Origin of the sequence: Enterobacter sp. E1 (assembly GCF_016809815.1) — a bacterium.
Classification (GTDB): Bacteria; Pseudomonadota; Gammaproteobacteria; order Enterobacterales; family Enterobacteriaceae; genus Enterobacter; species Enterobacter adelaidei.
The window spans coordinates 535727-558959 of record NZ_JAFBJM010000001.1 but is presented as its reverse complement, the minus strand read 5'-3'; the positions used below and the strand labels follow the sequence as shown (position 1 = coordinate 558959).

Here is a 23233-nt window from a genome sequence, read left to right as displayed (position 1 = left end):
CGACAAACGATGCATAAGGTTTTCTATGACACAACAGCCACAAGCCAAATACCGCCACGACTACCGTGCGCCGGAATACCTGATTAGCGATATCGATCTGACTTTTGACCTGGATGCCACTAAAACCGTTGTGACGGCGGTAAGCCAGGTGACGCGCCACAGTGCGACTGCCGTGCCACTGCGTCTTGATGGTGAAGACCTGACGCTGGTCTCCCTGCATATTAATGATGAAGCCTGGTCTGACTATAAAGAAGAAAACAACCAGCTGGTGATCGACAACCTGCCGGAACACTTTACGCTGCGCATCGTGAATGAAATCAGCCCGGCCGCTAACACGGCGCTGGAAGGACTTTACCAGTCTGGTGTGGCGCTGTGCACTCAGTGTGAAGCGGAAGGTTTCCGTCACATCACCTGGTATCTCGATCGCCCGGATGTGCTGGCACGCTTCACAACGAAAATTATCGCCGATAAAACGCTCTACCCATTCCTGCTCTCCAACGGTAACCGTGTGGGCGAAGGCGAACTGGAGAACGGCCGTCACTGGGTGCAATGGCAGGATCCGTTCCCGAAACCATGCTATCTGTTTGCGCTGGTGGCGGGTGATTTCGACGTGTTGCGCGATACCTTTAAAACACGCTCCGGCCGCGAAGTGGCACTAGAGCTGTTTGTTGACCGTGGCAACCTGGACCGTGCACCGTGGGCGATGACGTCGCTTATCAACTCCATGAAGTGGGACGAAGAGCGCTTTGGTCTCGAATATGATCTCGACATCTATATGATCGTGGCTGTCGATTTCTTCAACATGGGCGCGATGGAGAATAAGGGTCTTAACATCTTTAACTCCAAATACGTGCTGGCGCGCACCGATACCGCTACCGATAAAGATTATCTCGATATTGAACGCGTTATCGGTCATGAATATTTCCACAACTGGACGGGTAACCGCGTCACCTGCCGCGACTGGTTCCAGTTGAGTCTGAAAGAGGGACTGACCGTCTTCCGTGACCAGGAGTTCAGCTCCGATCTGGGTTCTCGTGCGGTTAACCGCATCAACAACGTGCGTACTATGCGCGGCCTGCAGTTTGCGGAAGATGCCAGCCCAATGGCGCACCCGATCCGCCCGGATAAAGTCATTGAGATGAACAACTTCTACACCCTGACGGTGTATGAAAAAGGTTCTGAAATTATCCGCATGATCCACACTCTGCTGGGTGAAGAGAACTTCCAGAAAGGCATGCAGCTCTACTTCGAGCGTCATGACGGCAGCGCGGCCACTTGCGACGATTTTGTGCAGGCGATGGAAGATGCTTCCAATGTGGATCTCTCTCACTTCCGCCTCTGGTACAGCCAGGCCGGTACGCCGATTGTCACCGTCAAAGACGATTACAACCCGGAAACCGAGCAGTACACCCTGACCATCAGCCAGCGCACGCCGCCGACAGCGGAGCAGGAAGAGAAACATCCGCTTCACATTCCGTTCAGCATTGAACTGTATGATAACGAAGGCAAAGTCATTCCTCTCCAGAAGGGCGGCCACCCGGTACACCACGTGCTGAATGTGACCCAGGCAGAGCAGACCTTCATCTTCGACAACGTTTACTTCCAGCCGGTCCCTGCGCTGCTGTGTGAGTTCTCTGCACCAGTGAAACTGGAGTATAAATGGAGCGATCAGCAGTTGACGTTCCTGATGCGTCACGCGCGCAACGACTTCTCCCGTTGGGATGCCGCGCAAAGTCTGCTGGCGACCTACATTAAGCTCAACGTAAACCGTCATCAGCAGGGCCAGCCGCTGTCGCTGCCTGCCCATGTGGCTGACGCGTTCCGCGCGGTCCTGCTGGATGAGAAGATTGACCCGGCGCTGGCCGCTGAAATTCTGACCCTGCCGTCAGCGACTGAAATCGCCGAGTTGTTTGACATCATCGACCCAATTGCCATCGTCGCGGTGCGTGAAGCGTTGACCCGTACGCTGGCTGCAGAACTGGCCGATGAGTTCCTGGCGATTTATAACGCCAATAAGCTTGATACTTATCGCGTAGAGCACGCGGACATCGGTAAACGTTCTCTGCGTAATACCTGCCTGCGCTATCTGGCGTTTGGTGAGGCTGAGTTGGCGAACACGCTGGTAAGCAAGCAGTACCATGAAGCGGATAACATGACTGACGCGCTGGCTGCCCTGGCTGCAAGCGTCGCCGCCGAACTGCCGTGCCGTGATGCGCTGATGCAGGAGTATGACGACAAGTGGCATCAGGATGGCCTGGTGATGGACAAATGGTTCATCCTGCAGGCGACCAGCCCGGCGCAAGACGCGCTCAGCAAAGTACGCAGCCTGCTGAAGCACCGTTCGTTTACCATGAGCAACCCGAACCGCGTACGTTCCCTGATTGGCGCGTTTGCCAGCAGCAACCCGGCCGCATTCCACGCCGAAGACGGCAGCGGTTATGAGTTCATGGTTGAAATGCTGACCGAGCTGAACAGCCGTAACCCGCAGGTGGCATCACGTCTGATCGAGCCGCTTATCCGTCTGAAGCGCTACGATGCTAAGCGCCAGGCGAAAATGCGTGCCGCGCTCGAGCAGCTGAAAGGGCTGGAAAACCTGTCTGGCGATCTGTACGAGAAGATTGCTAAAGCGTTAGCGTAATAAAAGTTAACCCTCCCTCTCCCACAGGGAGAGGGTCAGGGTGAGGGCATCAGGCATTAGCCTTAGCTCGCTGTAACTCCGTGCCCCCGCGCTTCATCACACGATCCAGCACTTCTGCCTCCAGCTCCGCCAGTCTTGCCGAACCTACGCGGCGAGGGCGCGAAATATCCACCGTCAGATCCAGACCCATTTTCCCTTCTTCTATTAACAGCACACGATCGGCCATCGCTACCGCTTCAGACACGTCATGCGTCACCAGTAGCACCGTAAAGCCGTGCTTCTGCCACAGGGATCCAATCAAATCCTGCATTTCGATTCGTGTCAGGGCGTCGAGTGCGCCGAGCGGCTCATCAAGCAACAACAGGCCCGGACGATGGATTAACGCCCGCGCCAGTGCTACGCGCTGCTTCTGCCCACCTGACAGCGCCGCAGGCCATTCATCCGCGCGATTTTCCAGCCCTACGGCGGCAAGCGCCTGGCGGGCCTCCTCTCGCCAGTTGCCTTTAAGCCCCAGCCCGACGTTATCAATGACTGTTTTCCATGGCAGCAGGCGCGCATCCTGAAACATCATGCGGGTGTCGTTCTGAATCTTTGCCAGCGGCGTTGTACCGGCAAGAATTTCACCGCCGTTTGGGGCCTCCAGTCCGGCTAACAGGCGCAACAGCGTGCTCTTACCGCCGCCGCTGCGCCCGACAACGGCTACGAATTGTCCGGCAGGAATGTGCAGATCCAGCGCATTCAGAATGGTGTTTTCGCCGTAGCGTTTGGTCACGCCGTTCAGCAGTAACGGCGTCCCCTGGTTCAGTCGTGCTGTATTCATGCTTTCGCCTCCTGAAGGGAATAGGCCGGGTTCCAGCGCAGCCAGCTGCGTTCCAGCCACTGGGCGCTGACATCGGCGAGTTTGCCGAGCAGGGCATACAGGATGATGGCAACCACCACCACGTCCGTTTGCAGAAATTCGCGAGCGTTCATCGCCAGATAACCGATGCCAGAGTTGGCCGAGATGGTCTCAGCCACTATCAACGTTAGCCACATCAGGCCGAGCGCAAAACGCACCCCGACCATAATGGAGGGCAGGGCGCCAGGGAGAATGACGTGGGTAAAAAGCGCGAAGCCTGATAAACCATAGCTGCGCGCCATCTCGACCAGACCACGATCGATGTTACGGATCCCATGCCAGGTATTGATGTAAATCGGGAACAGCGTACCCAGCGCCACGAGGAATATTTTGGCGCTCTCATCAATACCAAACCACAAAATCACCAGCGGGATCAGCGCCAGATGCGGAACGTTGCGCAGCATCTGAATGGACGTATCCAGCAGCCGCTCGCCCCAGCGTGAAAGACCGCTGATCAAACCCAGAATCAGGCCGATGCTGCCGCCGATGGAAAACCCAATCACGGCGCGCCAGGAACTGATCGCCAGATGTTGCCACAGCTCTCCGCTGACGCTCAGCGACCAGAACGCTTCGATAACGCCCATAGGTGCGGGCAGAATGCGGCTCGACAGCCAGCCGGTGGACGACGCGAGCTGCCAGACGGCCACGATACCGACGGGCAAAAACCACGGGGCGGCGCGCAGAAGCCATTTTTGTGAGATGGCAGTCATGGTCACTCCTTAGCTTTGTGCGGCTTTTCGTGGAATAAATTCGTTCGCCACGGCTTCGCCCTGAAGCTGGGGCGGTTGCGGCTGAGGAATTTCCGGGATGGCGACATCCAGATGCGGGAATAACAGCTCACCCACTTTGTATGCCTCTTCGAGATGCGGATAACCGGAGAGAATAAAGCTGTCGATGCCCAGGTCAGCGTATTCATTAATACGGGCTGCCACGGTCGCACCGTCGCCAACCAGCGCCGTGCCCGCGCCGCCGCGAACCAGACCGACACCCGCCCACAGGTTTGGGCTGATCTCCAGGTTCTCGCGCTTGCCGTTGTGCAGGGATGCCATCCGGTGCTGCCCGACGGAATCGGTTTTGGCAAACGCAGCCTGTGCTTTCGCGATGGTGGCATCATCAAGATGGGAGATGAGACGATCGGCCGCCTGCCAGGCTTCTTCGTTGGTCTCACGCACAATCACATGCAGGCGGATACCGAAGCGTACCTTACGGCCATGGGCGGCCGCTTTAGCGCGTACCTGGGCTATTTTTTCTTTCACCAACTCTGGCGGCTCGCCCCAGGTCAGATAGAGATCAACCTGCTCTGCCGCCAGGTCCTGCGCCACGTCCGATGACCCGCCAAAATAGAGAGGAGGGCGTGGCTGTTGGACCGGAGGGAAGTAGAGTTTCGCGTCGCGAACGTGAATATGTTTACCTTCGAACGTCACGGTTTCACCTTCCAGCAGACGTCGCCAGACGCGGGTGAATTCGGCGGAGGCTTCATAGCGCTCAGTGTGATCGAGGAACACGCCGTCGCCCGCCAGCTCCTGCGGATCGCTGCCCGTCACCAGGTTAAACAGGGCGCGTCCGTTAGACAGTCTGTCCAGGGTTGCCGCCTGACGCGCCGCCACGGTGGGGGAGACAACGCTCGGACGCAAGGCCACCAGAAACTTCAGACGCTGGGTGACCGGGATCATCGACGCGGCGACCAGCCAGGCATCTTCACACGAGCGTCCGGTCGGGATCAGTACGCCAGTGAAACCAATTCTGTCCGCTGCCTGTGCAATCTGCTGCAGGTAGCCATGGTCAACCGGGCGTGAACCCTCTTCCGTACCAAGATAGTGGCCATCACCATGGGTGGGTAAAAACCAGAAAAGATTCAGACTCATGATTTTGTTCCTTCTTTACCGGCGGGCTGCCAGATACGTTCGCGAATAGTGACCTGTTTTGGCACCAGGTGGTTTTGATAGAAGAGGTCAGCCGTTTGTTGCTGAAGTGCGGCGACGTGCGCGTCTACGGGCGTGATGGTGGTCGGTGGACGGTGGTTGAGATAGCTCGCGATCACCGGCTCAGGTAAGCCCATGGTTTTCGCCAGCAGGGTAATGCTCTCCTGACGCTGGCTTTGAGTCAGTGCATCCGCCTGAGTAAAGGTATCAAGAACCTCTTGCACAAAGGCGCCGTTCTTTTCCGCATAAGGGCGAGCAGCCAGATAGAACGAGCCGGTCTGTTTAAGCGTGGTGCCATCTTTTAGCACCCGTACACCGCCCTGCAGTAATGCGGCGGAATAGTACGGATCCCAGATGGCCCAGGCATCAACGTTCTTCTGCTGGAACGCGGCGCGCGCGTCGGCAGGCGTCAGGTAAACGGGCTGAATGTCGGTAAACTTGAGTCCGGCCTCTTGCAGAGCACGCAGCAGCAGGTTGTGTGAGCTGGAGCCTTTCTGGAAAGCAACTTTATGCCCTTTAAGGTCGGCGACGTTTTTAATGTCGCTATTTTCAGGTACCAGAATCACTTCGGCCTTCGGTTTGGGCGGTTCAACACCTACATAGAGCAGGTCTGCTCCCGCGGCCTGGGCGAATATCGGCGGGATATCGCCTGTACTGCCCAGATCAATACTGCCCACGTTCAGCGCTTCCAGCATCTGAGGACCAGCCGGGAACTCAACCCAGGAGAATTTTGTGTCCGGGAAGCGTTTTTCCAGAAGCTGGTGGCTTTTTGCCAGCACCATGCTGACGCTGCCTTTCTGGTAGCCAATGCGTAAGCTTTCAGGTGCCGTTTGTCCGGCATGGGCCAGCGACGTCAGCGCCATCAGTCCGGCTAGTCCAATATGGGTTAAGGTTTTAAACATGTGCAACTCCTTGCGGATGACCAAAAGCAGGTGCCTGGATATCCCTGCGATGCAGGGCATGCCAGAAGGTTTCCAGGGCGTTATCGAGGCGGGTTTGCAGATTCGGTGTAAAGTGCGGTTTATGTTGATAGTCGATGACCTGGGAGTCGTCCGCGAACACACCGTGGAGGATCTCCTGTGCTTTCAGGGCGTTCAGCACCGGCTTCAGGGCATAATCCACCGCCAGTAAATGCGCCACCGTACCGCCCGTTGCCAGAGGCAGCACCACTTTGCCATCCAGCGCACGTTCAGGGAGCAGGTCAAGCAGGGTTTTCAGTGCCCCGGAAAAAGAGGCTTTATAAATGGGGGTCGCCACGATTAACCCATCAGCGCCTTTAAGCTGCTCCGTCAGGGTGTGAAGCGCCGGGCTGTCAAAACGGGCATAGAGCAAATCTTCAGGTTCGAAGTTATGCAGGTTCCAGTGGCACACTTCCACATCCAGGGCATTAAGTTTTTCACGGGCATATTCCAGCAGGGCGCTGGAGCGTGAAGGGAATCGTGGACTTCCGGCCAGAGTAATGACGCGCATACGTTCTCCTTATAACCAATTGTTTGCTTTTATCTAACATTCATAACAATTTTCAGGAGTGTGACACTGAGCGGTTATTCCACTAAATGATTTATCTGCAATTTAAATGCGAAAAAGTGAATAAGAAATGAGCCGGGAGGTAAACGATTGCGTTTTACGCTGATTTTTTGCCGCAGGTCAATTCCCTTTCGGCGTCGGATCGCCCATAATCCCCTCCCGGTTTGCACACCGGGAATCCAGGAGAGTTCATGTACTACCCCTTCGTTCGTAAAGCCCTTTTCCAGCTCGACCCTGAGCGCGCTCATGAATTTACATTCCAGCAATTACGTCGTATTACAGGAACGCCGCTGGTCGCTCTGGTGCGTCAAAATGTGCCGGAAAAACCTGTGCAATGCATGGGATTGACCTTTAAAAACCCGCTGGGTCTTGCGGCAGGTCTGGACAAAAATGGCGAGTGCATTGATGCCCTGGGCGCGATGGGCTTTGGCTCTATCGAAATCGGTACCGTCACGCCGCGCCCACAACCGGGAAATGACAAGCCGCGTCTGTTCCGTCTGGTCGAAGCTGAAGGCTTGATCAACCGCATGGGCTTTAATAACCTCGGTGTCGATCACCTCGTTGAGAATGTAAAAAAAGCCCATTTTGATGGCGTATTAGGTATCAATATTGGCAAAAATAAAGACACGCCGGTAGAGCAAGGTAAAGATGACTATCTGATTTGTATGGAAAAAGTCTACGCCTATGCTGGTTATATTGCGGTGAATATTTCCTCACCCAATACCCCGGGACTGCGTTCTTTGCAATATGGTGAAGCGCTGGACGATCTTCTGAGTGCCATTAAAAATAAACAAAATGAGCTGCAGTCGATCCACCATAAATATGTTCCCGTCGCGGTTAAGATCGCTCCGGATCTTTCTGTCGAAGAATTGATCCAGGTTGCCGACAGTTTAGTTCGCCATAATATTGATGGTGTGATTGCGACCAATACCACACTCGATCGCTCCCTGGTTCAGGGAATGAAAAACTGTGACGAAGCGGGTGGGTTAAGTGGACGTCCGGTACAATTAAAAAGCACCGAAATTATTCGTGCATTGTCAGCGGAATTAAAAGGTCGTTTACCGATTATCGGCGTCGGTGGTATCGACTCTGTGATTGCTGCACGCGAGAAGATGGCGGCAGGTGCGTCACTGGTGCAAATCTATTCCGGCTTTATTTTTAAAGGACCGCCGCTGATTAAAGAAATCGTTACTCATATCTAATCTTTTCTCTTAATCAGACAACCAGGGCTTTATTTCCGGCCCTGGTTGTTTTATATTCCGTCATTGTTGCTTATTTAGACATTATAGTCTTTTATTAAATGGTGTTAAAAACGAAGCGACGAGCAGGACATTTTTAGTACAGGACGTTTGGGACGGGAGAGAAACATGCGAATTAAACCTGACGATAACTGGCGCTGGTATTTTTGCGACGAGCATGACCGTATGATGCTCGATTTAGCCAATGGTATGTTGTTTCGTTCTCGTTTTGCCCGCCGAATGTTAACCCCGGACGCTTTTTCTCCGTCAGGATTCTGTGTTGACGATGCTGCGCTTTATTTCTCCTTTGAAGAAAAATGTCGCGATCTGGTGCTCTCTAAAGAGCAGCGTGCCGAACTGGTATTAAATGCGCTGGTGGCTATCCGTTTCCTGAAACCACAAATGCCAAAAAGCTGGCATTTCCTGCCGCATGGCATGAGCTGGACACCGGCGACGGGCGACGCGGCCAGCGTCAACCTGAGTGATAGCGCCGAAGAGGTGAGTCTGCTGGTGGTTGAGCCGGGCGAAAATGCCGCGCTCTGTTTGCTGGCTCAGCCCGGCGTGACAATTGCCGGGCGGACGATGCAACTTGGGGATGCCATCAAGGTCATGAACGACAGGCTGAAACCCCAACTTCGGGTGGATTCTTTCAGCCTGGAACAAGCTGTTTAAGCTTCCAGTTGTACTGAAGTTGTCGGGATGCAGCTACAGCACAGAATTGTCCCGTCGTCGGCTATTGCGGATTTTTTCAGCGCACTGACTTCACCCTCAACCAGCTTGATTCGACAGCAGCCACAGATCCCCGCGCGGCAGGAATACGGTATGCGGATCCCTGCTTGCTCCAGCTGTTCAAGTAAAACCTGCTGATTATTTCCCCGGATGATGTTGCCCTGCCAGTGAATATCCACTGATGAACTGACCTGCGTCTCGACCTCGACAAACTCGTCTTCCTGACCGGAGCCATAAACTCTTGCGGGTCCACGGGCAAGAATTTCTACCTCGTCACCGACACGGATCACGCCGCTGGAACGTGGGATCAGGTTCAGGCCAAAATCCACGTCGCCATTGTCCTGTGCAGTGCGGAAGGATTGCAGGGTTTTCAGCGGCTCACCGGAAGGGTGCTTCTGGCCTTTCTCAGGGCTTACGGTGGTGAAGATACAGCGACTGCATGGCTTCGCGACATCGAAAATCACACTGCCGATGCGAATCACTTTCCAGGTGTCTTCTTCCCAGGCTTTTGTACCGGTTACCACCAGATTGGGGCGAAACTGCTCCATCTGAACGCTGGCTTTACAACGGTGCTGCAGGTCGCGCAGGGAGGCTTCACTGGTCAGCAGGAAAGGAAACCCATCCGCAAATGAGAGCGGAACTGCGTCATGACGCTTCACGCGGCGCGTCAGCGACGGGCCTACCCAACGTAACTGCACATCGCGCGAGAAGAAGCCGCTAAGCCAGCGGTTAATCTCGTCAGTGGCAATACGCGCGGTAAAATGATTGCCCCACACTTCTGTTGGCGCATCCACAGGCGCAAAATCAGCAAAGCGGATCACCACGCTGGAACCATCCGGCGCGGTAAGATGCAAACCGTCATGAAGGGGGGAAGGGATAAAGCGAACCATCTGCGGGAACTGGCGTGCAGTAATGAACGTACCGTCAGGCTCGGTGATCATAAAGATACGATCGAAGGCAAATCCGCTCATGTCGGCAAGTGCGTGAGAAATGCCGATGCCGCGCATGGATTTCACCGGATGAATAAAAAGCCTGGATAACGTCGCCACTGCACACTCCCTCGAATGAAAATAAGCCTTCAACTTTATGACATACACGCCATATTAGCTATAATGCGCGACAATTTTCTAAGAGTAAAAGTGACGATATGAATTCTCTGTTTGCCAGTACGGCCCGTGGGCTGGAAGAGCTGTTAAAAACTGAACTGGAAGCCCTGGGTGCGCAAGAGTGCCAGGTAGTTCAGGGTGGTGTCCATTTTGAGGGCGACACGCGGCTTATTTACCAGAGCCTGATGTGGAGCCGTCTGGCGTCGCGCATCATGCTGCCGATGAAAGAGTGCAAGGTCTATAGCGACCTTGACCTCTATACCGGCGTACAGATGATCGACTGGACAGAGATCTTCACTCCGAATGCCACCTTTGCGGTGCATTTCAACGGCGTGAATGATGAGATCCGCAACAGCCAGTACGGTGCCCTGCGCGTTAAAGACGCCATTGTTGACTGCTTCACCCGTAAAAATAAGGAACGTCCAAACGTCGATCGCGAAAATCCGGATCTGCGTATTAACGTCTGGCTGAACGGCGACACCGCTAGCATCTCTCTGGATCTGAGCGGCGCAGGCCTCCACCTGCGCGGCTACCGCGATCGTACCGGTATGGCACCAATCAAAGAAACCCTTGCCGCAGCCATTGTGATGCGCTCTGGCTGGCTGCCGGGTACCCCGCTGCTGGACCCGATGTGTGGTTCTGGTACATTGCTGATTGAAGCTGCCATGCTGGCCACCGACCGTGCCCCGGGCCTGCACCGTGGTCACTGGGGCTTCAAGGGCTGGGCACAGCACGATGAAGCACTGTGGAAAGAGGTCAAAGATGATGCGCAGACCCGTGCGCGTAAGGGCCTGGCGGAATATACCTCCCATTTCTATGGTTCGGACAGCGACCCGCGCGTCATTGAACGTGCCCGCAGCAACGCCCGTCGCGCCGGTATCGGCGAGCTGGTCACCTTCGAGGTGAAAGACGTGGCGAACCTGACCAACCCGTTGCCAAAAGGTCCGTACGGTACCGTTATCAGTAACCCGCCATACGGTGAGCGTCTGGACAGCGAACCGGCGCTGATTGCCCTGCACAGCCTGTTGGGCCGCAATATGAAAGATTACTTTGGCGGCTGGAATCTCTCCCTGTTCAGTGCTTCACCTGAATTGCTGAGTTGCCTGCAGCTGCGTGCCGATCGCCAGTTTAAGGCGAAAAACGGCCCGCTGGACTGCGTGCAGAAGAACTACCATCTGGCTGAGAAAGCGGCGGACAGCAAACCGTCGGGCGTGGCGGAAGATTACGCCAACCGTCTGCGCAAGAATCTGAAGAAATTCGAGAAATGGGCGAAGCAGGAAGGTATTGAATGCTACCGCCTGTACGATGCCGATCTGCCGGAATACAACGTGGCGGTAGACCGCTATGCGGACTGGGTGGTGATTCAGGAATACGCGCCACCGAAAACCATTGATGCGCAAAAAGCGCGTCAGCGTATGCTGGACGTCATTGCGGCAACCATCGCCGTGCTGGGTATTGCGCCAAACAAGCTGGTGCTGAAAACCCGCGAACGTCAGAAAGGCAAAAACCAGTATCAGAAAATGGGTGAAAAGGGCGACTTCATTGAAGTGGGCGAGTACAACGCTCGTCTGTGGGTTAACCTGACTGACTACCTTGATACCGGTCTGTTCCTTGACCACCGTATCGCCCGCCGCATGCTCGGACAGATGAGCAAGGGCAAAGATTTCCTCAACCTGTTCTCCTATACCGGCAGCGCCAGCGTGCATGCGGGTCTGGGCGGCGCGCGGAGCACGACCACGGTGGATATGTCCCGCACCTATCTGGAGTGGGCGGAGCGCAACCTGCGCCTTAACGGTTTAACTGGGCGTCAGCATCGCCTGATGCAGGCCGACGTGCTGGGTTGGCTGCGTGATACCGACGAGCAGTTCGATCTGATCTTTATCGATCCGCCGACTTTCTCCAACTCCAAGCGTATGGAAGATAGCTTTGATGTGCAGCGCGATCACCTGCGCCTGATGACCGACCTGAAGCGCCTCCTGCGTAAAGGCGGCACGATTATGTTCTCGAACAACAAACGCGGCTTCCGTATGGATCATGACGGCTTAGCAGCCCTGGGGCTAAAAGCACAAGAAATCAGCCAAAAAACGCTGTCTCAGGATTTCGCCCGTAACCGTCAAATCCATAACTGCTGGTTGATTACCGCGGCCTGAAAGGAAAAATAAATGTCTTTAATTAGTATGCACGGCGCGTGGCTCTCTTTCAGCGACTCACCGCTTCTCGATAATGCAGAACTGCACATCGAAGATAACGAGCGTGTCTGTCTGGTGGGCCGTAATGGCGCGGGCAAATCCACGTTGATGAAAATCCTCAACCGTGAACAGGGTCTGGATGACGGGCGTATTGTTTACGAGCAGGATCTTATCGTTTCTCGCCTGCAGCAGGACCCGCCGCGTCATGTGACCGGCAGCGTTTACGATTTCGTGGCTGAAGGTATTTCTGAGCAGGCTGAATACCTGAAGCGTTATCACGAGATTTCACATCTGGTGATGACTGACCCGAGCGATAAGAATCTCAACGAACTGGCGAAAGTGCAGGAGATGCTCGATCACCACGGTCTGTGGCAGCTGGAAAACCGTATTAATGAAGTGCTGGCACAGCTCGGTCTGGAAGCCGATATGGAGCTGTCAGCGCTCTCCGGCGGCTGGCTGCGTAAAGCGGCACTGGGTCGTGCGCTGGTCAGCGGACCGAAGGTGCTGCTGCTGGACGAACCGACGAACCACCTGGATATCGAAGCGATTGACTGGCTGGAAGGGTTCCTGAAAACCTTCAGCGGCACCATCATCTTTATCTCTCACGACCGTTCGTTTATTCGCAATATGGCGACGCGCATTGTCGATCTCGATCGCGGTAAGCTGGTGACCTATCCTGGCGATTACGATACCTATCTGCTGGAAAAAGAAGAAAACCTGCGCGTGGAAGAGCTGCAGAATGCGGAGTTCGACCGCAAGCTGGCACAGGAAGAAGTCTGGATCCGTCAGGGCATCAAAGCCCGTCGTACACGTAACGAAGGTCGCGTTCGTGCGCTGAAGGCGATGCGCCGTGAGCGTAGCGAGCGCCGAGAAGTGATGGGCAGCGCCAAAATGCAGGTGGAAGAGGCGTCCCGTTCCGGCAAGATTGTCTTCGAAATGGAAAACGTTAACTATCAGGTCGACGGTAAAGTGCTGGTGAAAGACTTCTCGGCACAGGTTCAGCGTGGGGACAAAATTGCACTGATTGGTCCGAACGGTTGCGGCAAAACCACGCTGTTGAAACTGATGCTGGGTCAATTGCAGGCTGACAGCGGTCGTATCCACTGCGGCACCAAGCTTGAAGTGGCCTACTTCGATCAGCACCGCGCAGAGCTGGATCCGGACAGAACGGTGATGGATAACCTCGCTGAAGGTAAGCAAGAGGTGATGGTAAACGGCAAGCCGCGCCATGTGCTGGGCTACCTGCAGGACTTCCTGTTCCATCCGAAACGTGCGATGACGCCGGTACGCGCGCTGTCAGGCGGTGAGCGCAATCGTCTTCTGCTGGCACGTCTGTTCCTGAAGCCAAGTAACCTGTTGATTCTCGATGAACCTACGAACGACCTGGATGTCGAAACCCTGGAATTGCTGGAGGAACTGATCGACGGTTATCAGGGGACGGTGATGCTGGTTAGCCACGATCGTCAATTCGTGGATAACACCGTGACCGAGTGCTGGATCTTCGAAGGTGAAGGGCGAATTGGTCAGTATGTCGGCGGTTATCACGATGCAAAAGGGCAGCAGTCGCAGTCTCTGGCGCAGAAACAGTCAAAGTCCAAAATAAGTTCTGAACCTGCTGTAACAAAAGCAGAAACTGTCAAGAAAAGCTCGGCTAAACTAAGCTATAACCTGCAGCGCGAACTGGAGGGGCTACCTCAGCGTCTGGAAGAGCTGGAGGCCACGCTTGAAGATCTACAAGCTCAGGTTGCTGATGCGACATTCTTTACCCAATCGCACGACTATACTCAGAAAATACTGGCTGAACTGTCCGCGGCTGAAAAGGCCCTGGAAGAAGCATTTGAGCGCTGGGAGTACCTTGAGTCTCTGAAAAACGGCGCATAAACAGGGATAACATATGTGTGACCAGCACCATGCCGACAGGCATATATTATGCTCGCAATGCGACATGCTCGTGGCGTTGCCAGAGCTTGGTCACGGACATAAAGCGCTGTGTCCACGTTGCGGCGCAACGTTGACAACCGAGTGGGACGCACCGCGGCAGCGTCCCACTGCTTACGCTCTGGCAGCATTATTCATGCTGCTGCTCTCCAATCTCTTCCCGTTCATCTATATGAAGGTGGGCGGAATTACCAGCCAGGTCGATTTGCTCGAAATCCCGGGCGTGATGTTCTCAGAAGATTACGCCAGCCTCGGCACCTTTTTTCTGCTCTTCGTCCAGATAGTCCCGGCTTTTTGCCTGGTCGTTATCCTGCTGCTGGTGAACCGTGTCAGGATGCCGTCGTCACTGAAAATCAAACTCGCGCGTATCCTTTTTCAGCTTAAAAGCTGGGGAATGGCCGAGATCTTTCTGGCGGGGATTCTGGTCAGTTTCGTGAAGCTGATGGCGTATGGCGACGTGGGGATTGGCAGCAGCTTTATCCCCTGGTGTCTGTACTGCGTCCTGCAGCTGCGCGCCTTCCAGTGTGTGGACAGGCGCTGGGCGTGGGACGATATCGCGCCAGCGCCGACGCTTGCGCAGACGGTGAAGGTCGGGGTGCCCGGTATTCGTCAGGGGCTACGCTCGTGTCCGTGCTGTACCGCCGTGCTGCCCGCCGATCTCGACGTTTGTCCGCGCTGCGAAACCAAAGGGCACGTACGGCGTAAAAACAGCCTGCAGTGGACGATGGCACTACTGGTGACCTCTGTCATGCTGTATCTGCCAGCCAATATCTTGCCGATTATGATCACCGATCTGCTGGGCGACAAAATGCCCTCGACGATCCTGGCCGGGGTGATATTGCTGTGGGGTGAAGGTTCGTATCCGGTTGCCGGTGTGATCTTTATCGCCAGTATTATGGTGCCAACCCTGAAAATGATCGCGATCGCCTGGCTCTGTTGGGATGCGAAAGGTCACGGTAAACGCGACAGCGAACGCATGCACCTGATTTATGAAGTGGTCGAGTTTGTCGGACGCTGGTCAATGATTGACGTGTTTGTTATTGCCGTTCTCTCTGCACTGGTGCGGATGGGCGGATTGATGAGTATTTATCCCGCGATGGGGGCATTAATGTTTGCACTGGTCGTGATTATGACTATGTTTGCGGCCATGACCTTCGACCCTCGTTTATCGTGGGATCGTGAGCCTGAATCAAGCCATGAGGAAGAGTAAGAGCATGGAAAATAAGAGTGGAGAGGCGAAAGTGCAGAAGGTCAAGAACTGGTCACCGGTGTGGATTTTCCCCATCGTGACGGCGCTGATCGGGGCATGGATCCTGTTTTATCACTACAGCCATCAGGGGCCGGAAGTGACGCTGATTACCACCAATGCCGAGGGGATTGAGGGCGGTAAAACGACCATCAAGAGCCGCAGCGTGGATGTGGGTGTGGTTGAAAGCGCAACCCTGACCGATGATTTAACGCATGTAGAAATCAAGGCGCGCCTCAATGCTGGCATGGAAAAACTGCTGCATGGCGATTCCGTGTTCTGGGTGGTTAAGCCTCAGGTGGGACGTGAGGGGATCAGTGGCTTAGGGACGCTGCTTTCGGGCGCCTACATTGAGCTGCAACCTGGCGCTAAGGGTAACCCGCCAGCCAAATACCAGCTTCTGGATTCACCGCCGCTTGCACCGCCTGATGCCAAGGGTATCCGCGTGATCCTCGACAGCAAAAAAGCAGGTCAGCTCACGGCGGGTGATCCGGTCCTGTTCCGTGGCTACCGCGTCGGCTCGGTTGAGAAAAGCACGTTTGATCCGCAGAAACGCGCGATCAGCTATCAACTCTTCATCAATGCACCAAACGATCGACTGGTCACCAGCAACGTCCGTTTCTGGAAAGACAGTGGGATCGCGGTGGATCTGACATCGGCAGGCATGCGCGTTGAAATGGGCTCGCTGACCACCCTGTTTGGTGGCGGCGTGAGTTTTGACGTGCCGGAAGGCCTGGATTTGGGGCAGCCAGTTGCAGAGAACACCGCTTTCCGTCTCTTTGACGATCAAAAAAGCATTCAGGATGCGCTCTATACCGATCATGTTGACTTCCTGATGTTCTTTAAAGACTCCGTTCGTGGCCTGCAGCCGGGGGCACCGGTTGAGTTTCGCGGCATCCGTCTTGGTACGGTTGGGCAGGTTCCGTTCTTCGTTCCGGGACTTCAGCAGGTGCTGGATGATGATTACCGCATCCCGGTGCTGATCCGCATTGAGCCAGAGCGTCTGGTCAATCAGATTGGCGAAAATCAGGATATTGGCACGCATATCTCTCAACTGATGGAACGCGGTCTGCGCGGGTCGCTGAAAACCGGTAACCTGGTGACAGGTGCTCTGTATGTGGATATGGACTTCTACCCGAAAGCTCCGCCGATTACCGGTATCCGTGAATTCGGTGGCTACAAGATTATCCCAACGGTGAGCAGCGGCCTGGCGCAGATCCAGCAGCGCCTGATGGAAACGCTGGATAAGATTAACAATCTGCCACTGAATCCGATGATTGAAGCCGCGACAAACTCTCTGAGCGAGAGCCAGGCAACGATGCGCCGTCTGCAAACCACGCTGGATAACATCAACAAGATCACAGCGAGCCAGAGCATGCAGCAACTGCCGCAGGATATGCAGAAAACGTTGCGTGAGCTGAACCGCAGTATGCAGGGCTTCCAGCCGGGTTCAGCGGCCTATAACAAGATGGTGGCAGATATGCAGCGCCTTGATCAGGTCTTACGTGAACTGCAGCCTGTTCTGAAGACGCTCAACGAGAAGAGCAACGCGCTGGTGTTCGAAGCGAAAGATAAAAAGGATCCTGAGCCTAAGAGGGCAAAAGAATGAATAAGTGGCTATTGATGGTTGGCGCTCTGCTATTAACGGCGTGCAGTTCAGGTGTAGAGAATAAAAGCTACTACCAGTTGCCTGTTAGTACGCAGAATAGCGGGCAAAGTACGGCCAGCCAGGGAAATCGTCAGCTCTGGGTTGAGCAGGTTGCCGTGCCAGATTATCTGGCAGGTAACGGTGTGGTCTATCAGACCAGCGATGTGAAATACGTGATTGCGACAAACAACCTGTGGGCCAGCCCGCTGGATCAGCAACTGCGCAACACGCTGGTGGCCAATCTGGGCAGCCAGCTTCCGGGCTGGGTTGTCGCTTCGCAGCCGCTGGGTAACGATCAAGATACGCTGAACGTCACCGTAACAGGCTTCCACGGCCGTTATGACGGTGCGGTGGTGATCAGCGGTGAGTGGCTGCTGAATCATCAGGGGCAGCTGATTAAGCGTCCTTTCCATCTGGAGCTGAAGCAGCAGAAAGATGGCTATGACGAAATGGTGAAAGTCCTGGCTCAGGGTTGGGCACAGGAGTCGGCCAGTATCGCCAGGGAAATTTCCCGGCTGCCATAAGTAAAATTCATCGTCAAAAACCGCAATCGGTCTGCCACTGATTGCGGTTTTTTTTTCGTTTTCACTTCAGGTTGTTACTTGTGCCGGGTCACAATTTTTGTACAAATGATCTTCCAGCTAGCTCACAAATATGACACCCGTATGAATTTTGAACATTGACGCTGCGACTAATTCGGGGTATTCGTTATCTGTGCCTGTGCATTTGTGCAGACACTGTTTTCTTTCCACCAGACAAAAGAATGAGGGAAACGAGGCATGAAGAGACAGAAACGAGATCGCCTGGAACGGGCTCATCAACGTGGTTATCAGGCCGGCATCGCTGGACGTTCTAAAGAAATGTGTCCTTATCAGACGATAAACCAAAGGTCACAATGGCTTGGAGGCTGGCGAGAAGCCATCGGCGACAGGGCACTCATAGCCTGATAACGTCTCTTTAAAAAAAGAAACCTCCGCAATGCGGAGGTTTCGCCTTTTTGAGATTGCGAAATGCAATATCAGAACGCGGAAGTGTCCTGGAACAGACCCACCTTCAGGTCGCTCGCGCTATAGATCAGGCGACCATCGACCAGCACTTCGCCATCCGCCAGGCCCATAATCAGGCGACGGTTAACAATGCGTTTGAAGTGAATACGATAGGTCACTTTCTTCGCAGTAGGCAGAACCTGACCGGTGAATTTCACTTCGCCAACACCCAGTGCACGGCCTTTACCTTCGCCACCCAGCCAGCCCAGATAGAAGCCAACCAGCTGCCACATTGCATCCAGGCCCAGACAGCCAGGCATTACCGGATCGCCAATAAAGTGGCAACCGAAGAACCACAGATCCGGGTTGATATCGAGTTCTGCTTCTACGTAACCCTTATCGAAGTTGCCGCCGGTTTCGGTCATTTTCACGACACGGTCCATCATCAGCATGTTCGGGGCCGGTAACTGTGGGCCTTTCGCACCAAACAGTTCACCGCGACCAGAGGCAAGAAGATCTTCTTTTGTATAGGATTCGCGTTTATCTACCATGTTCTCAGTAAGCCTTATTTTAGTGAAGGACGCAGGATAGCTAACACGTGTACGCTGAACAAGTCCGATCAGTTCGAACCAAACCAGCCTAACCAGCGTAACGGCCATGGATAACGATGACGAGCATCCTGCTGTGTCGCCTGAGCAATACGCTCCTGAATAGTCTGCATCAGGGTGGTTTGCCCTTCGCCATCCCATATCAGGTTTGTCAGTAAGGGTAGTGCATCCTCAATCCCTTCGATGGCCCAGATGGCGAATTGCTCTTGCTCCACCGCATCCAGAATATCCTGACTGAGGCTCAAATGGCGTGCATTGGGAGCAGGAATAATCACACCCTGTTTGCCATTTAAACCGCGCTGCTGACAGATAGAGAAGAAGCCTTCAATTTTTTCATTGAGGCCTCCCACTGGCTGGGCACGACCGAATTGGTCCACCGAGCCGGTGATCGCGATGTTCTGATTGATGGGCACTTCGGCCAGGGCGCTGATTAGGGCGCACAGTTCTGCCATAGAGGCGCTATCACCATCGACTTCGCTGTAGGACTGCTCAAACGTCAGCGAGGCGGAGAAGGGGATCTGTTGCTCGAGCTGCAGCTCTGACATCAAAAACGCCTGCATGATCATCATGCCTTTCGCGTGAATGTTTCCGCCCAGCTCGGCTTTCCGTTCGATATCGGTGAACTCACCATCGCCAATATGGACAACGCAGCTGATACGGGACGGTTCGCCGATTGCGCGAGGATGGCCCGGAAATTCAATCACCGACAGGGCGTTAATCTGTCCGACGCGTTCGCCTTCTGTCTCGACCAGAATTTGTTCCAGCAGAATTTCATCCTGCATACGGTCAGCAAGATAGCCTTCTCGCCACTCACGCTGAGCCAGCATCTGTGTGAGCTGTTCTCCGGTGAACGCACCGTTACCGCTGATCACCCCCACTTCACGCAGCTGTTTGCCGATCCAGAGCGGACAGAGGGGCAGCGTTTCCTGGTCACCGGTATAGCGCACCGCTTCGCGAATCAAGCCTGGCCACGCGTCAGCCGCAGGTGTTGGCAGCGAAAAGCGTTCAGCTACAGCCATTACCCACTGGCACCACTGCGCCATATCGTCGGCATCGGCAATCTGGATGTTGTCTTCGTACTCGCTGTAGACCGCCTGCTCAGCCAGTTCCGGTTCCATCTCCTGGAAGTCTGCCAGAGATTCGCGGTCACCCGTCAGCACGACGGTCAACGACAGAGGCATAGAGGGAACAGAGACAGGCAGAGGACGGGACTCATCGTAGCCGACCCAGTCAAAACGTTGCTGGTTCACAATCGTTTTCAGACGCATCCACAACAGCGGCTGCGAGAGTAGGGTACGCAGTGAGATGATAAGTACACCGCCATTGGCGCGATGCACCAACCCCGGTTGCAGCGAAAGTTCACCATTAAACTGGCGCAGACAACCAAAGAGTTGTTCCGCCTCGACCCAGTTAGCGGTAATCACTTCGCCTTTAGCGGCAAAACGGCCATCCGTCTGAACTGCCGGTTCGAAAGTGACATCATGTCCCGCGATACGATATTCGCCGCCAAAGAGGGCATTCGTTTCCGGCTGCAACTGGCGCATGGCGTCCCCGACAAGCGTCAGGTACTCCGCTTCTTCCGGGGCTTTAAGCAACATGAAAGGCGCCGTTGCCCATGGGCTTAACACCTGCTCCAGCGCATAATGCAAACGTGGTTGCGTATCGCTAAGGATGAATTCGTGTTCTTTTGCGAGATCTGGCTGTGCAAACAGTTCCTGATAGCTCTCGGTATCCGGAACAAGGTCACGCCATGCAAGTTTCGTAATGGTCAAAGTTGATGTTTTTTAGTCAGATGTAAAAGCGTGGAGTATACCGTAAGCGAGGGGGACTACCCAAGCAGGATTGGGGATTTCGACAGGGGGATTGCCTGCATTCACTCACATATATGATTTCTTTTCAGCAGATTGCTAAAAAACTGATATTCTGAACAGAGTTACGTGGTAACACTGAGATCGCAATGAAATATCAACAACTGGAAAATCTCGAAAGCGGCTGGAAATGGAAGTACCTGGTCAAAAAGCACCGTGAAGGGGAGTTGATCACCTGCTACATCGAAGCCAGCGCTGCGCAAGAAGCCGTGGATATTTTGCTGACACTCGAAAATGAACCGGTACAGGTTAACGGCTGGATTGAGAAGCACATCAATCCTGCGTTGTTGAACCGAATGAAGCAAACTATCCGCGCGCGACGCAAACGACATTTTAATGCGGAGCATCAGCATACTCGCAAAAAATCAATCGACCTTGAGTTCGTGGTCTGGCAGCGCCTGGCGGGGCTGGCACAACGGCGTGGTAAAACGCTGTCGGAAACGATTGTGCAGTTGATTGAGGATGCGGAGCATAAAGAGAAGTACGCTAACCAGATGTCGACGCTGAAGAATGACCTTCAGGCATTGTTGGGCAAAAAATAGACTTTTGTTTTCTTCAGATAATAAAAAACCCCGCATTGCGGGGTTTTTTTATAAGACGATAACTTATGCCGCTGGCTGAGTTACAACGTCTTTGATGCCTTTAACTTCGATCTCAACGCGACGATCTGGAGCCAGGCAGTCGATCAGTGCAGCGCGAGCTTTCACGTTGTCACAGGTGTTGCCAGTAACTGGGTTAGATTCACCCATACCACGTGGGGAGATCTTGTTAGCTGGGATACCTTTAGAGATCAGGTAATCAACAACAGACTGAGCACGTTTCTCAGACAGTTTCTGGTTGTAAGCGTCAGAACCGATACGGTCGGTGAAGCCCAGAACCACTACAGAACCGTCTTTAGGATCCAGGTTGCTCAGCTGAGAGTACAGCTGATCCAGTGCCTGCTGGCCTTCTGGTTTCAGAGTTGCCTTGTTGAAGTTGAACAGAACGTCAGACTTCAGAGTGAAGTGCTTGGTCTGTACTTCTGGAGCTGGAGCCGGCGCTGGAGCAACAACTGGTGCTGCTTCTTCCTGCTGGCCGAAACGGTAGGAAACACCTACGCTCAGCATGCCGTTGTCAGGACGAACACCAACGGTGCCAGCGTCGCCGATGTTGTTAACCCACTGGTATTCCAGACGGGTAGCGATATCACGGGTCATAGCCCACTCAACGCCACCAGCGAATACTGGGGAAACACCGGTGTCATGGTCGCTGCCAGTCTGGTTGTTGCTGGAGTCAGCGCGCCATACCATGCCGCCCAGACGGGTGTACACGTCCAGATCGTCAGTTACTGGGTAACCCAGTTTAGCGGTCAGCTGAACGCCCTGTGCTTTGAAAGCGCCGTTTACGGTGTCGCCTTTGTATGGCATACGACCTAACCAGTCGTAACCCATTTCAAAACCAACATACGGGTTAACCTGATAGCCACCGAACGCACCTGCACCAAGCTGGCTCTCGTGAGTCGGGCCATCGTTGTTCAGTTTGCTGTTGTACCAGCCGGTGTCGTGGAACTGAGACCAACCCAGTTTACCACCTGCATACCAGGTATTATCTTTCGGAGCGGCCTGCGCTACGGTAGCGAAGCCAGCCAGTGCCACTGCAATCGCGATAGCTGTCTTTTTCATTTTTTGCGCCTCGTTATCATCCAAAATTCGCCATGATAGTCTCAAAAGAGAATCACGGTTAAATCCTTCACCGGGGGGCGTGGTCAAATATAAATCTACCGATATCTTCGGCTTAGGCCGAGCACCCCTGGCGATGTAAAGTCTACAACGTAGCTGAAAACTTACAAGTGTGAAGTCCGTCAGGCATATGAAAAAAAAAGTTCCGTATACCTATTATTTAACATTTTTCGCGCGAATTTTGTGCAATAAAATTAAGGAGAACCGCACCAGACAAGCCTTGCCGCAATTTTGTGGTCGGGAACTAAAAGCACATCTTGTGGTCGAAAAAAATTCCAGGAAAAATCCTAATTTCACTCAATGATACAAATTTGAGTGAATTTTTAGCCCAGAAAGTTGTCCTCTGCGGTAAGAATCTGGACGAACCGGGCGCATTATAAACCCGATCGCATTCCCTTCTTCAGCCGCTTCAGTCAGACGAAAGTGTTCCTCTTCCGTCAATTCCTCTGGTAACCATCCAATCACTACACTGTAATTTCCGGTGCGTAAAGCCCGGATCATCGACTCAACAGTATCGCAAGGAGAAAGTTGATTAATTTGCATGACCTTTGCCAGCGGAAGGCCAGCGGACTGAACCCATTCCCGGCTCAGTTTTTGCTGCGGCGTCAGCCAAAGCTGCCAGCGAGACTGCTGGCCAAGCTGCTGTAATAACGGCAGCAGCAGTAGTTGAGTTAACAGAGGCTGATCCTCACGATAAACCACTTCGCTGATAAGCCCTGTCGAAACACTGCCGACGGTGTTCTGCGCTACGTTGCCAGCGGTAGAAGTGATAAAGGTTGAGCGATTTGCATAGCCTGAAGTGTGCATATTCATTCCAGCCCTGTAGTTACTGTATGAATATACAGTAACCCCTGTATGCATAAAGATCAACCTCATTTTCGGAAAGCGACTCGCAAAATTCATTCAATATTGATGCCCCTTGAAAAATCATCTTGCCCAACAGCGATAAGTTGCCTATTTTCCTGCTAACGGAT

Annotated in this window: 19 protein-coding genes and 1 pseudogene; 10 read left to right on the top strand and 10 right to left on the bottom strand. The window is 53.9% G+C overall.

What is annotated here, in order from left to right; genetic code table 11:
* Window positions 1–25: 25 nt before the first annotated feature.
* A complete protein-coding gene (gene pepN / locus JGF26_RS02865) occupies window positions 26–2638 on the top strand; it encodes an aminopeptidase N (RefSeq protein WP_128348093.1) in 2613 nt (870 codons plus the stop codon).
* A gap of 49 nt (window positions 2639–2687) precedes the next feature.
* Here the strand turns inward: pepN and ssuB are convergent, their stop codons facing one another.
* From ssuB to ssuE, 5 genes and pseudogenes are all read right to left on the bottom strand, one after another.
* A complete protein-coding gene (gene ssuB / locus JGF26_RS02860) occupies window positions 2688–3458 on the bottom strand; it encodes an aliphatic sulfonates ABC transporter ATP-binding protein (RefSeq protein WP_128348094.1) in 771 nt (256 codons plus the stop codon).
* Complete coding sequence (ssuC, locus tag JGF26_RS02855) at window positions 3455–4246, bottom strand: aliphatic sulfonate ABC transporter permease SsuC (protein WP_134707398.1); 792 nt, start codon at window positions 4244–4246, stop codon at window positions 3455–3457. The genes ssuB and ssuC overlap by 4 nt, the downstream gene beginning before the upstream one ends.
* A 9-nt stretch (window positions 4247–4255) precedes the next feature.
* On the bottom strand, window positions 4256–5401 hold the full coding sequence (ssuD, locus tag JGF26_RS02850; RefSeq protein ID WP_134707399.1) for an FMNH2-dependent alkanesulfonate monooxygenase: 1146 nt from the start codon (window positions 5399–5401) through the stop codon (window positions 4256–4258).
* Window positions 5361–6360, bottom strand: a pseudogene (locus JGF26_RS02845) (sulfonate ABC transporter substrate-binding protein). Before JGF26_RS02845 ends, ssuD begins: the two are co-directional and overlap by 41 nt.
* Window positions 6353–6928: an NADPH-dependent FMN reductase gene (gene ssuE / locus JGF26_RS02840; protein WP_028019224.1), complete on the bottom strand. Its 576-nt coding sequence runs from the start codon at window positions 6926–6928 to the stop codon at window positions 6353–6355. The pseudogene JGF26_RS02845 and the gene ssuE overlap by 8 nt, the downstream one beginning before the upstream one ends.
* A 248-nt stretch (window positions 6929–7176) precedes the next feature.
* Here ssuE and pyrD point away from each other — a divergent pair, with 248 nt between their 5' ends.
* Both pyrD and zapC read left to right on the top strand, forming a co-directional pair.
* Entirely contained in the window at window positions 7177–8187 is a 1011-nt protein-coding gene (gene pyrD / locus JGF26_RS02835) for a quinone-dependent dihydroorotate dehydrogenase (RefSeq protein ID WP_028019223.1), read from the top strand.
* Between the two features lie 165 nt (window positions 8188–8352).
* Window positions 8353–8895: a cell division protein ZapC gene (gene zapC / locus JGF26_RS02830; protein WP_028019222.1), complete on the top strand. Its 543-nt coding sequence runs from the start codon at window positions 8353–8355 to the stop codon at window positions 8893–8895.
* Here zapC and JGF26_RS02825 read toward each other — a convergent pair.
* Window positions 8892–10001, bottom strand: coding sequence for a YcbX family protein (locus JGF26_RS02825; RefSeq protein ID WP_134707400.1), 1110 nt, complete (start codon window positions 9999–10001; stop codon window positions 8892–8894). The genes zapC and JGF26_RS02825 overlap by 4 nt on opposite strands.
* A 98-nt stretch (window positions 10002–10099) precedes the next feature.
* Here JGF26_RS02825 and rlmKL point away from each other — a divergent pair, with 98 nt between their 5' ends.
* The 6 genes from rlmKL (at window position 10100) to rmf (ending at window position 18026) form a co-directional block, all read left to right on the top strand.
* Window positions 10100–12208, top strand: coding sequence for a bifunctional 23S rRNA (guanine(2069)-N(7))-methyltransferase RlmK/23S rRNA (guanine(2445)-N(2))-methyltransferase RlmL (gene rlmKL / locus JGF26_RS02820; RefSeq protein ID WP_134707401.1), 2109 nt, complete (start codon window positions 10100–10102; stop codon window positions 12206–12208).
* Between the two features lie 12 nt (window positions 12209–12220).
* Window positions 12221–14128 (top strand): ABC transporter ATP-binding protein, encoded by a 1908-nt coding sequence (locus JGF26_RS02815; protein ID WP_028019219.1) that lies wholly within the window; start codon window positions 12221–12223, stop codon window positions 14126–14128.
* 13 nt (window positions 14129–14141) lie between these two features.
* Entirely contained in the window at window positions 14142–15395 is a 1254-nt protein-coding gene (pqiA, locus tag JGF26_RS02810) for a membrane integrity-associated transporter subunit PqiA (protein ID WP_028019218.1), read from the top strand.
* A 4-nt stretch (window positions 15396–15399) separates the two neighbouring features.
* On the top strand, window positions 15400–17040 hold the full coding sequence (gene pqiB / locus JGF26_RS02805; protein ID WP_028019217.1) for an intermembrane transport protein PqiB: 1641 nt from the start codon (window positions 15400–15402) through the stop codon (window positions 17038–17040).
* Complete coding sequence (gene pqiC / locus JGF26_RS02800) at window positions 17037–17603, top strand: membrane integrity-associated transporter subunit PqiC (RefSeq protein ID WP_028019216.1); 567 nt, start codon at window positions 17037–17039, stop codon at window positions 17601–17603. Before pqiB ends, pqiC begins: the two co-directional genes overlap by 4 nt.
* A gap of 255 nt (window positions 17604–17858) precedes the next feature.
* Window positions 17859–18026, top strand: coding sequence for a ribosome modulation factor (gene rmf, locus JGF26_RS02795; RefSeq protein WP_013097261.1), 168 nt, complete (start codon window positions 17859–17861; stop codon window positions 18024–18026).
* A 71-nt stretch (window positions 18027–18097) separates the two neighbouring features.
* Here the strand turns inward: rmf and fabA are convergent, their stop codons facing one another.
* Both fabA and JGF26_RS02785 read right to left on the bottom strand, forming a co-directional pair.
* Window positions 18098–18616 carry a 3-hydroxyacyl-[acyl-carrier-protein] dehydratase FabA gene (fabA, locus tag JGF26_RS02790; protein ID WP_008499931.1) on the bottom strand — a complete coding sequence of 173 codons (519 nt, stop codon included), beginning with the start codon at window positions 18614–18616 and terminating at the stop codon, window positions 18098–18100.
* A 68-nt stretch (window positions 18617–18684) separates the two neighbouring features.
* Complete coding sequence (locus JGF26_RS02785) at window positions 18685–20445, bottom strand: Lon protease family protein (RefSeq protein ID WP_134707402.1); 1761 nt, start codon at window positions 20443–20445, stop codon at window positions 18685–18687.
* A 185-nt stretch (window positions 20446–20630) separates the two neighbouring features.
* Between JGF26_RS02785 and matP the strand changes: the two genes are divergently transcribed.
* A complete protein-coding gene (gene matP / locus JGF26_RS02780) occupies window positions 20631–21083 on the top strand; it encodes a macrodomain Ter protein MatP (protein WP_008499929.1) in 453 nt (150 codons plus the stop codon).
* 63 nt (window positions 21084–21146) lie between these two features.
* Here the strand turns inward: matP and ompA are convergent, their stop codons facing one another.
* Both ompA and sulA read right to left on the bottom strand, forming a co-directional pair.
* Window positions 21147–22202, bottom strand: coding sequence for a porin OmpA (ompA, locus tag JGF26_RS02775; protein WP_108090330.1), 1056 nt, complete (start codon window positions 22200–22202; stop codon window positions 21147–21149).
* A gap of 354 nt (window positions 22203–22556) precedes the next feature.
* A complete protein-coding gene (gene sulA / locus JGF26_RS02770) occupies window positions 22557–23066 on the bottom strand; it encodes an SOS-induced cell division inhibitor SulA (RefSeq protein ID WP_128348152.1) in 510 nt (169 codons plus the stop codon).
* Window positions 23067–23233 lie beyond the last annotated feature (167 nt).

Coding starts and splice junctions, on each gene's coding strand:
- ssuC (WP_134707398.1), bottom strand. CDS start 4,246: ATGACTGCCATCTCACAAAAATGGCTTCTGCGCGCCGCCCCGTGGTTT.
- pqiB (WP_028019217.1), top strand. CDS start 15,400: ATGGAAAATAAGAGTGGAGAGGCGAAAGTGCAGAAGGTCAAGAACTGG.
- ssuD (WP_134707399.1), bottom strand. CDS start 5,401: ATGAGTCTGAATCTTTTCTGGTTTTTACCCACCCATGGTGATGGCCAC.
- pqiC (WP_028019216.1), top strand. CDS start 17,037: ATGAATAAGTGGCTATTGATGGTTGGCGCTCTGCTATTAACGGCGTGC.
- JGF26_RS02815 (WP_028019219.1), top strand. CDS start 12,221: ATGTCTTTAATTAGTATGCACGGCGCGTGGCTCTCTTTCAGCGACTCA.
- pyrD (WP_028019223.1), top strand. CDS start 7,177: ATGTACTACCCCTTCGTTCGTAAAGCCCTTTTCCAGCTCGACCCTGAG.
- rlmKL (WP_134707401.1), top strand. CDS start 10,100: ATGAATTCTCTGTTTGCCAGTACGGCCCGTGGGCTGGAAGAGCTGTTA.
- fabA (WP_008499931.1), bottom strand. CDS start 18,616: ATGGTAGATAAACGCGAATCCTATACAAAAGAAGATCTTCTTGCCTCT.
- matP (WP_008499929.1), top strand. CDS start 20,631: ATGAAATATCAACAACTGGAAAATCTCGAAAGCGGCTGGAAATGGAAG.
- ompA (WP_108090330.1), bottom strand. CDS start 22,202: ATGAAAAAGACAGCTATCGCGATTGCAGTGGCACTGGCTGGCTTCGCT.
- ssuE (WP_028019224.1), bottom strand. CDS start 6,928: ATGCGCGTCATTACTCTGGCCGGAAGTCCACGATTCCCTTCACGCTCC.
- pqiA (WP_028019218.1), top strand. CDS start 14,142: ATGTGTGACCAGCACCATGCCGACAGGCATATATTATGCTCGCAATGC.
- ssuB (WP_128348094.1), bottom strand. CDS start 3,458: ATGAATACAGCACGACTGAACCAGGGGACGCCGTTACTGCTGAACGGC.
- zapC (WP_028019222.1), top strand. CDS start 8,353: ATGCGAATTAAACCTGACGATAACTGGCGCTGGTATTTTTGCGACGAG.
- rmf (WP_013097261.1), top strand. CDS start 17,859: ATGAAGAGACAGAAACGAGATCGCCTGGAACGGGCTCATCAACGTGGT.
- pepN (WP_128348093.1), top strand. CDS start 26: ATGACACAACAGCCACAAGCCAAATACCGCCACGACTACCGTGCGCCG.
- sulA (WP_128348152.1), bottom strand. CDS start 23,066: ATGCACACTTCAGGCTATGCAAATCGCTCAACCTTTATCACTTCTACC.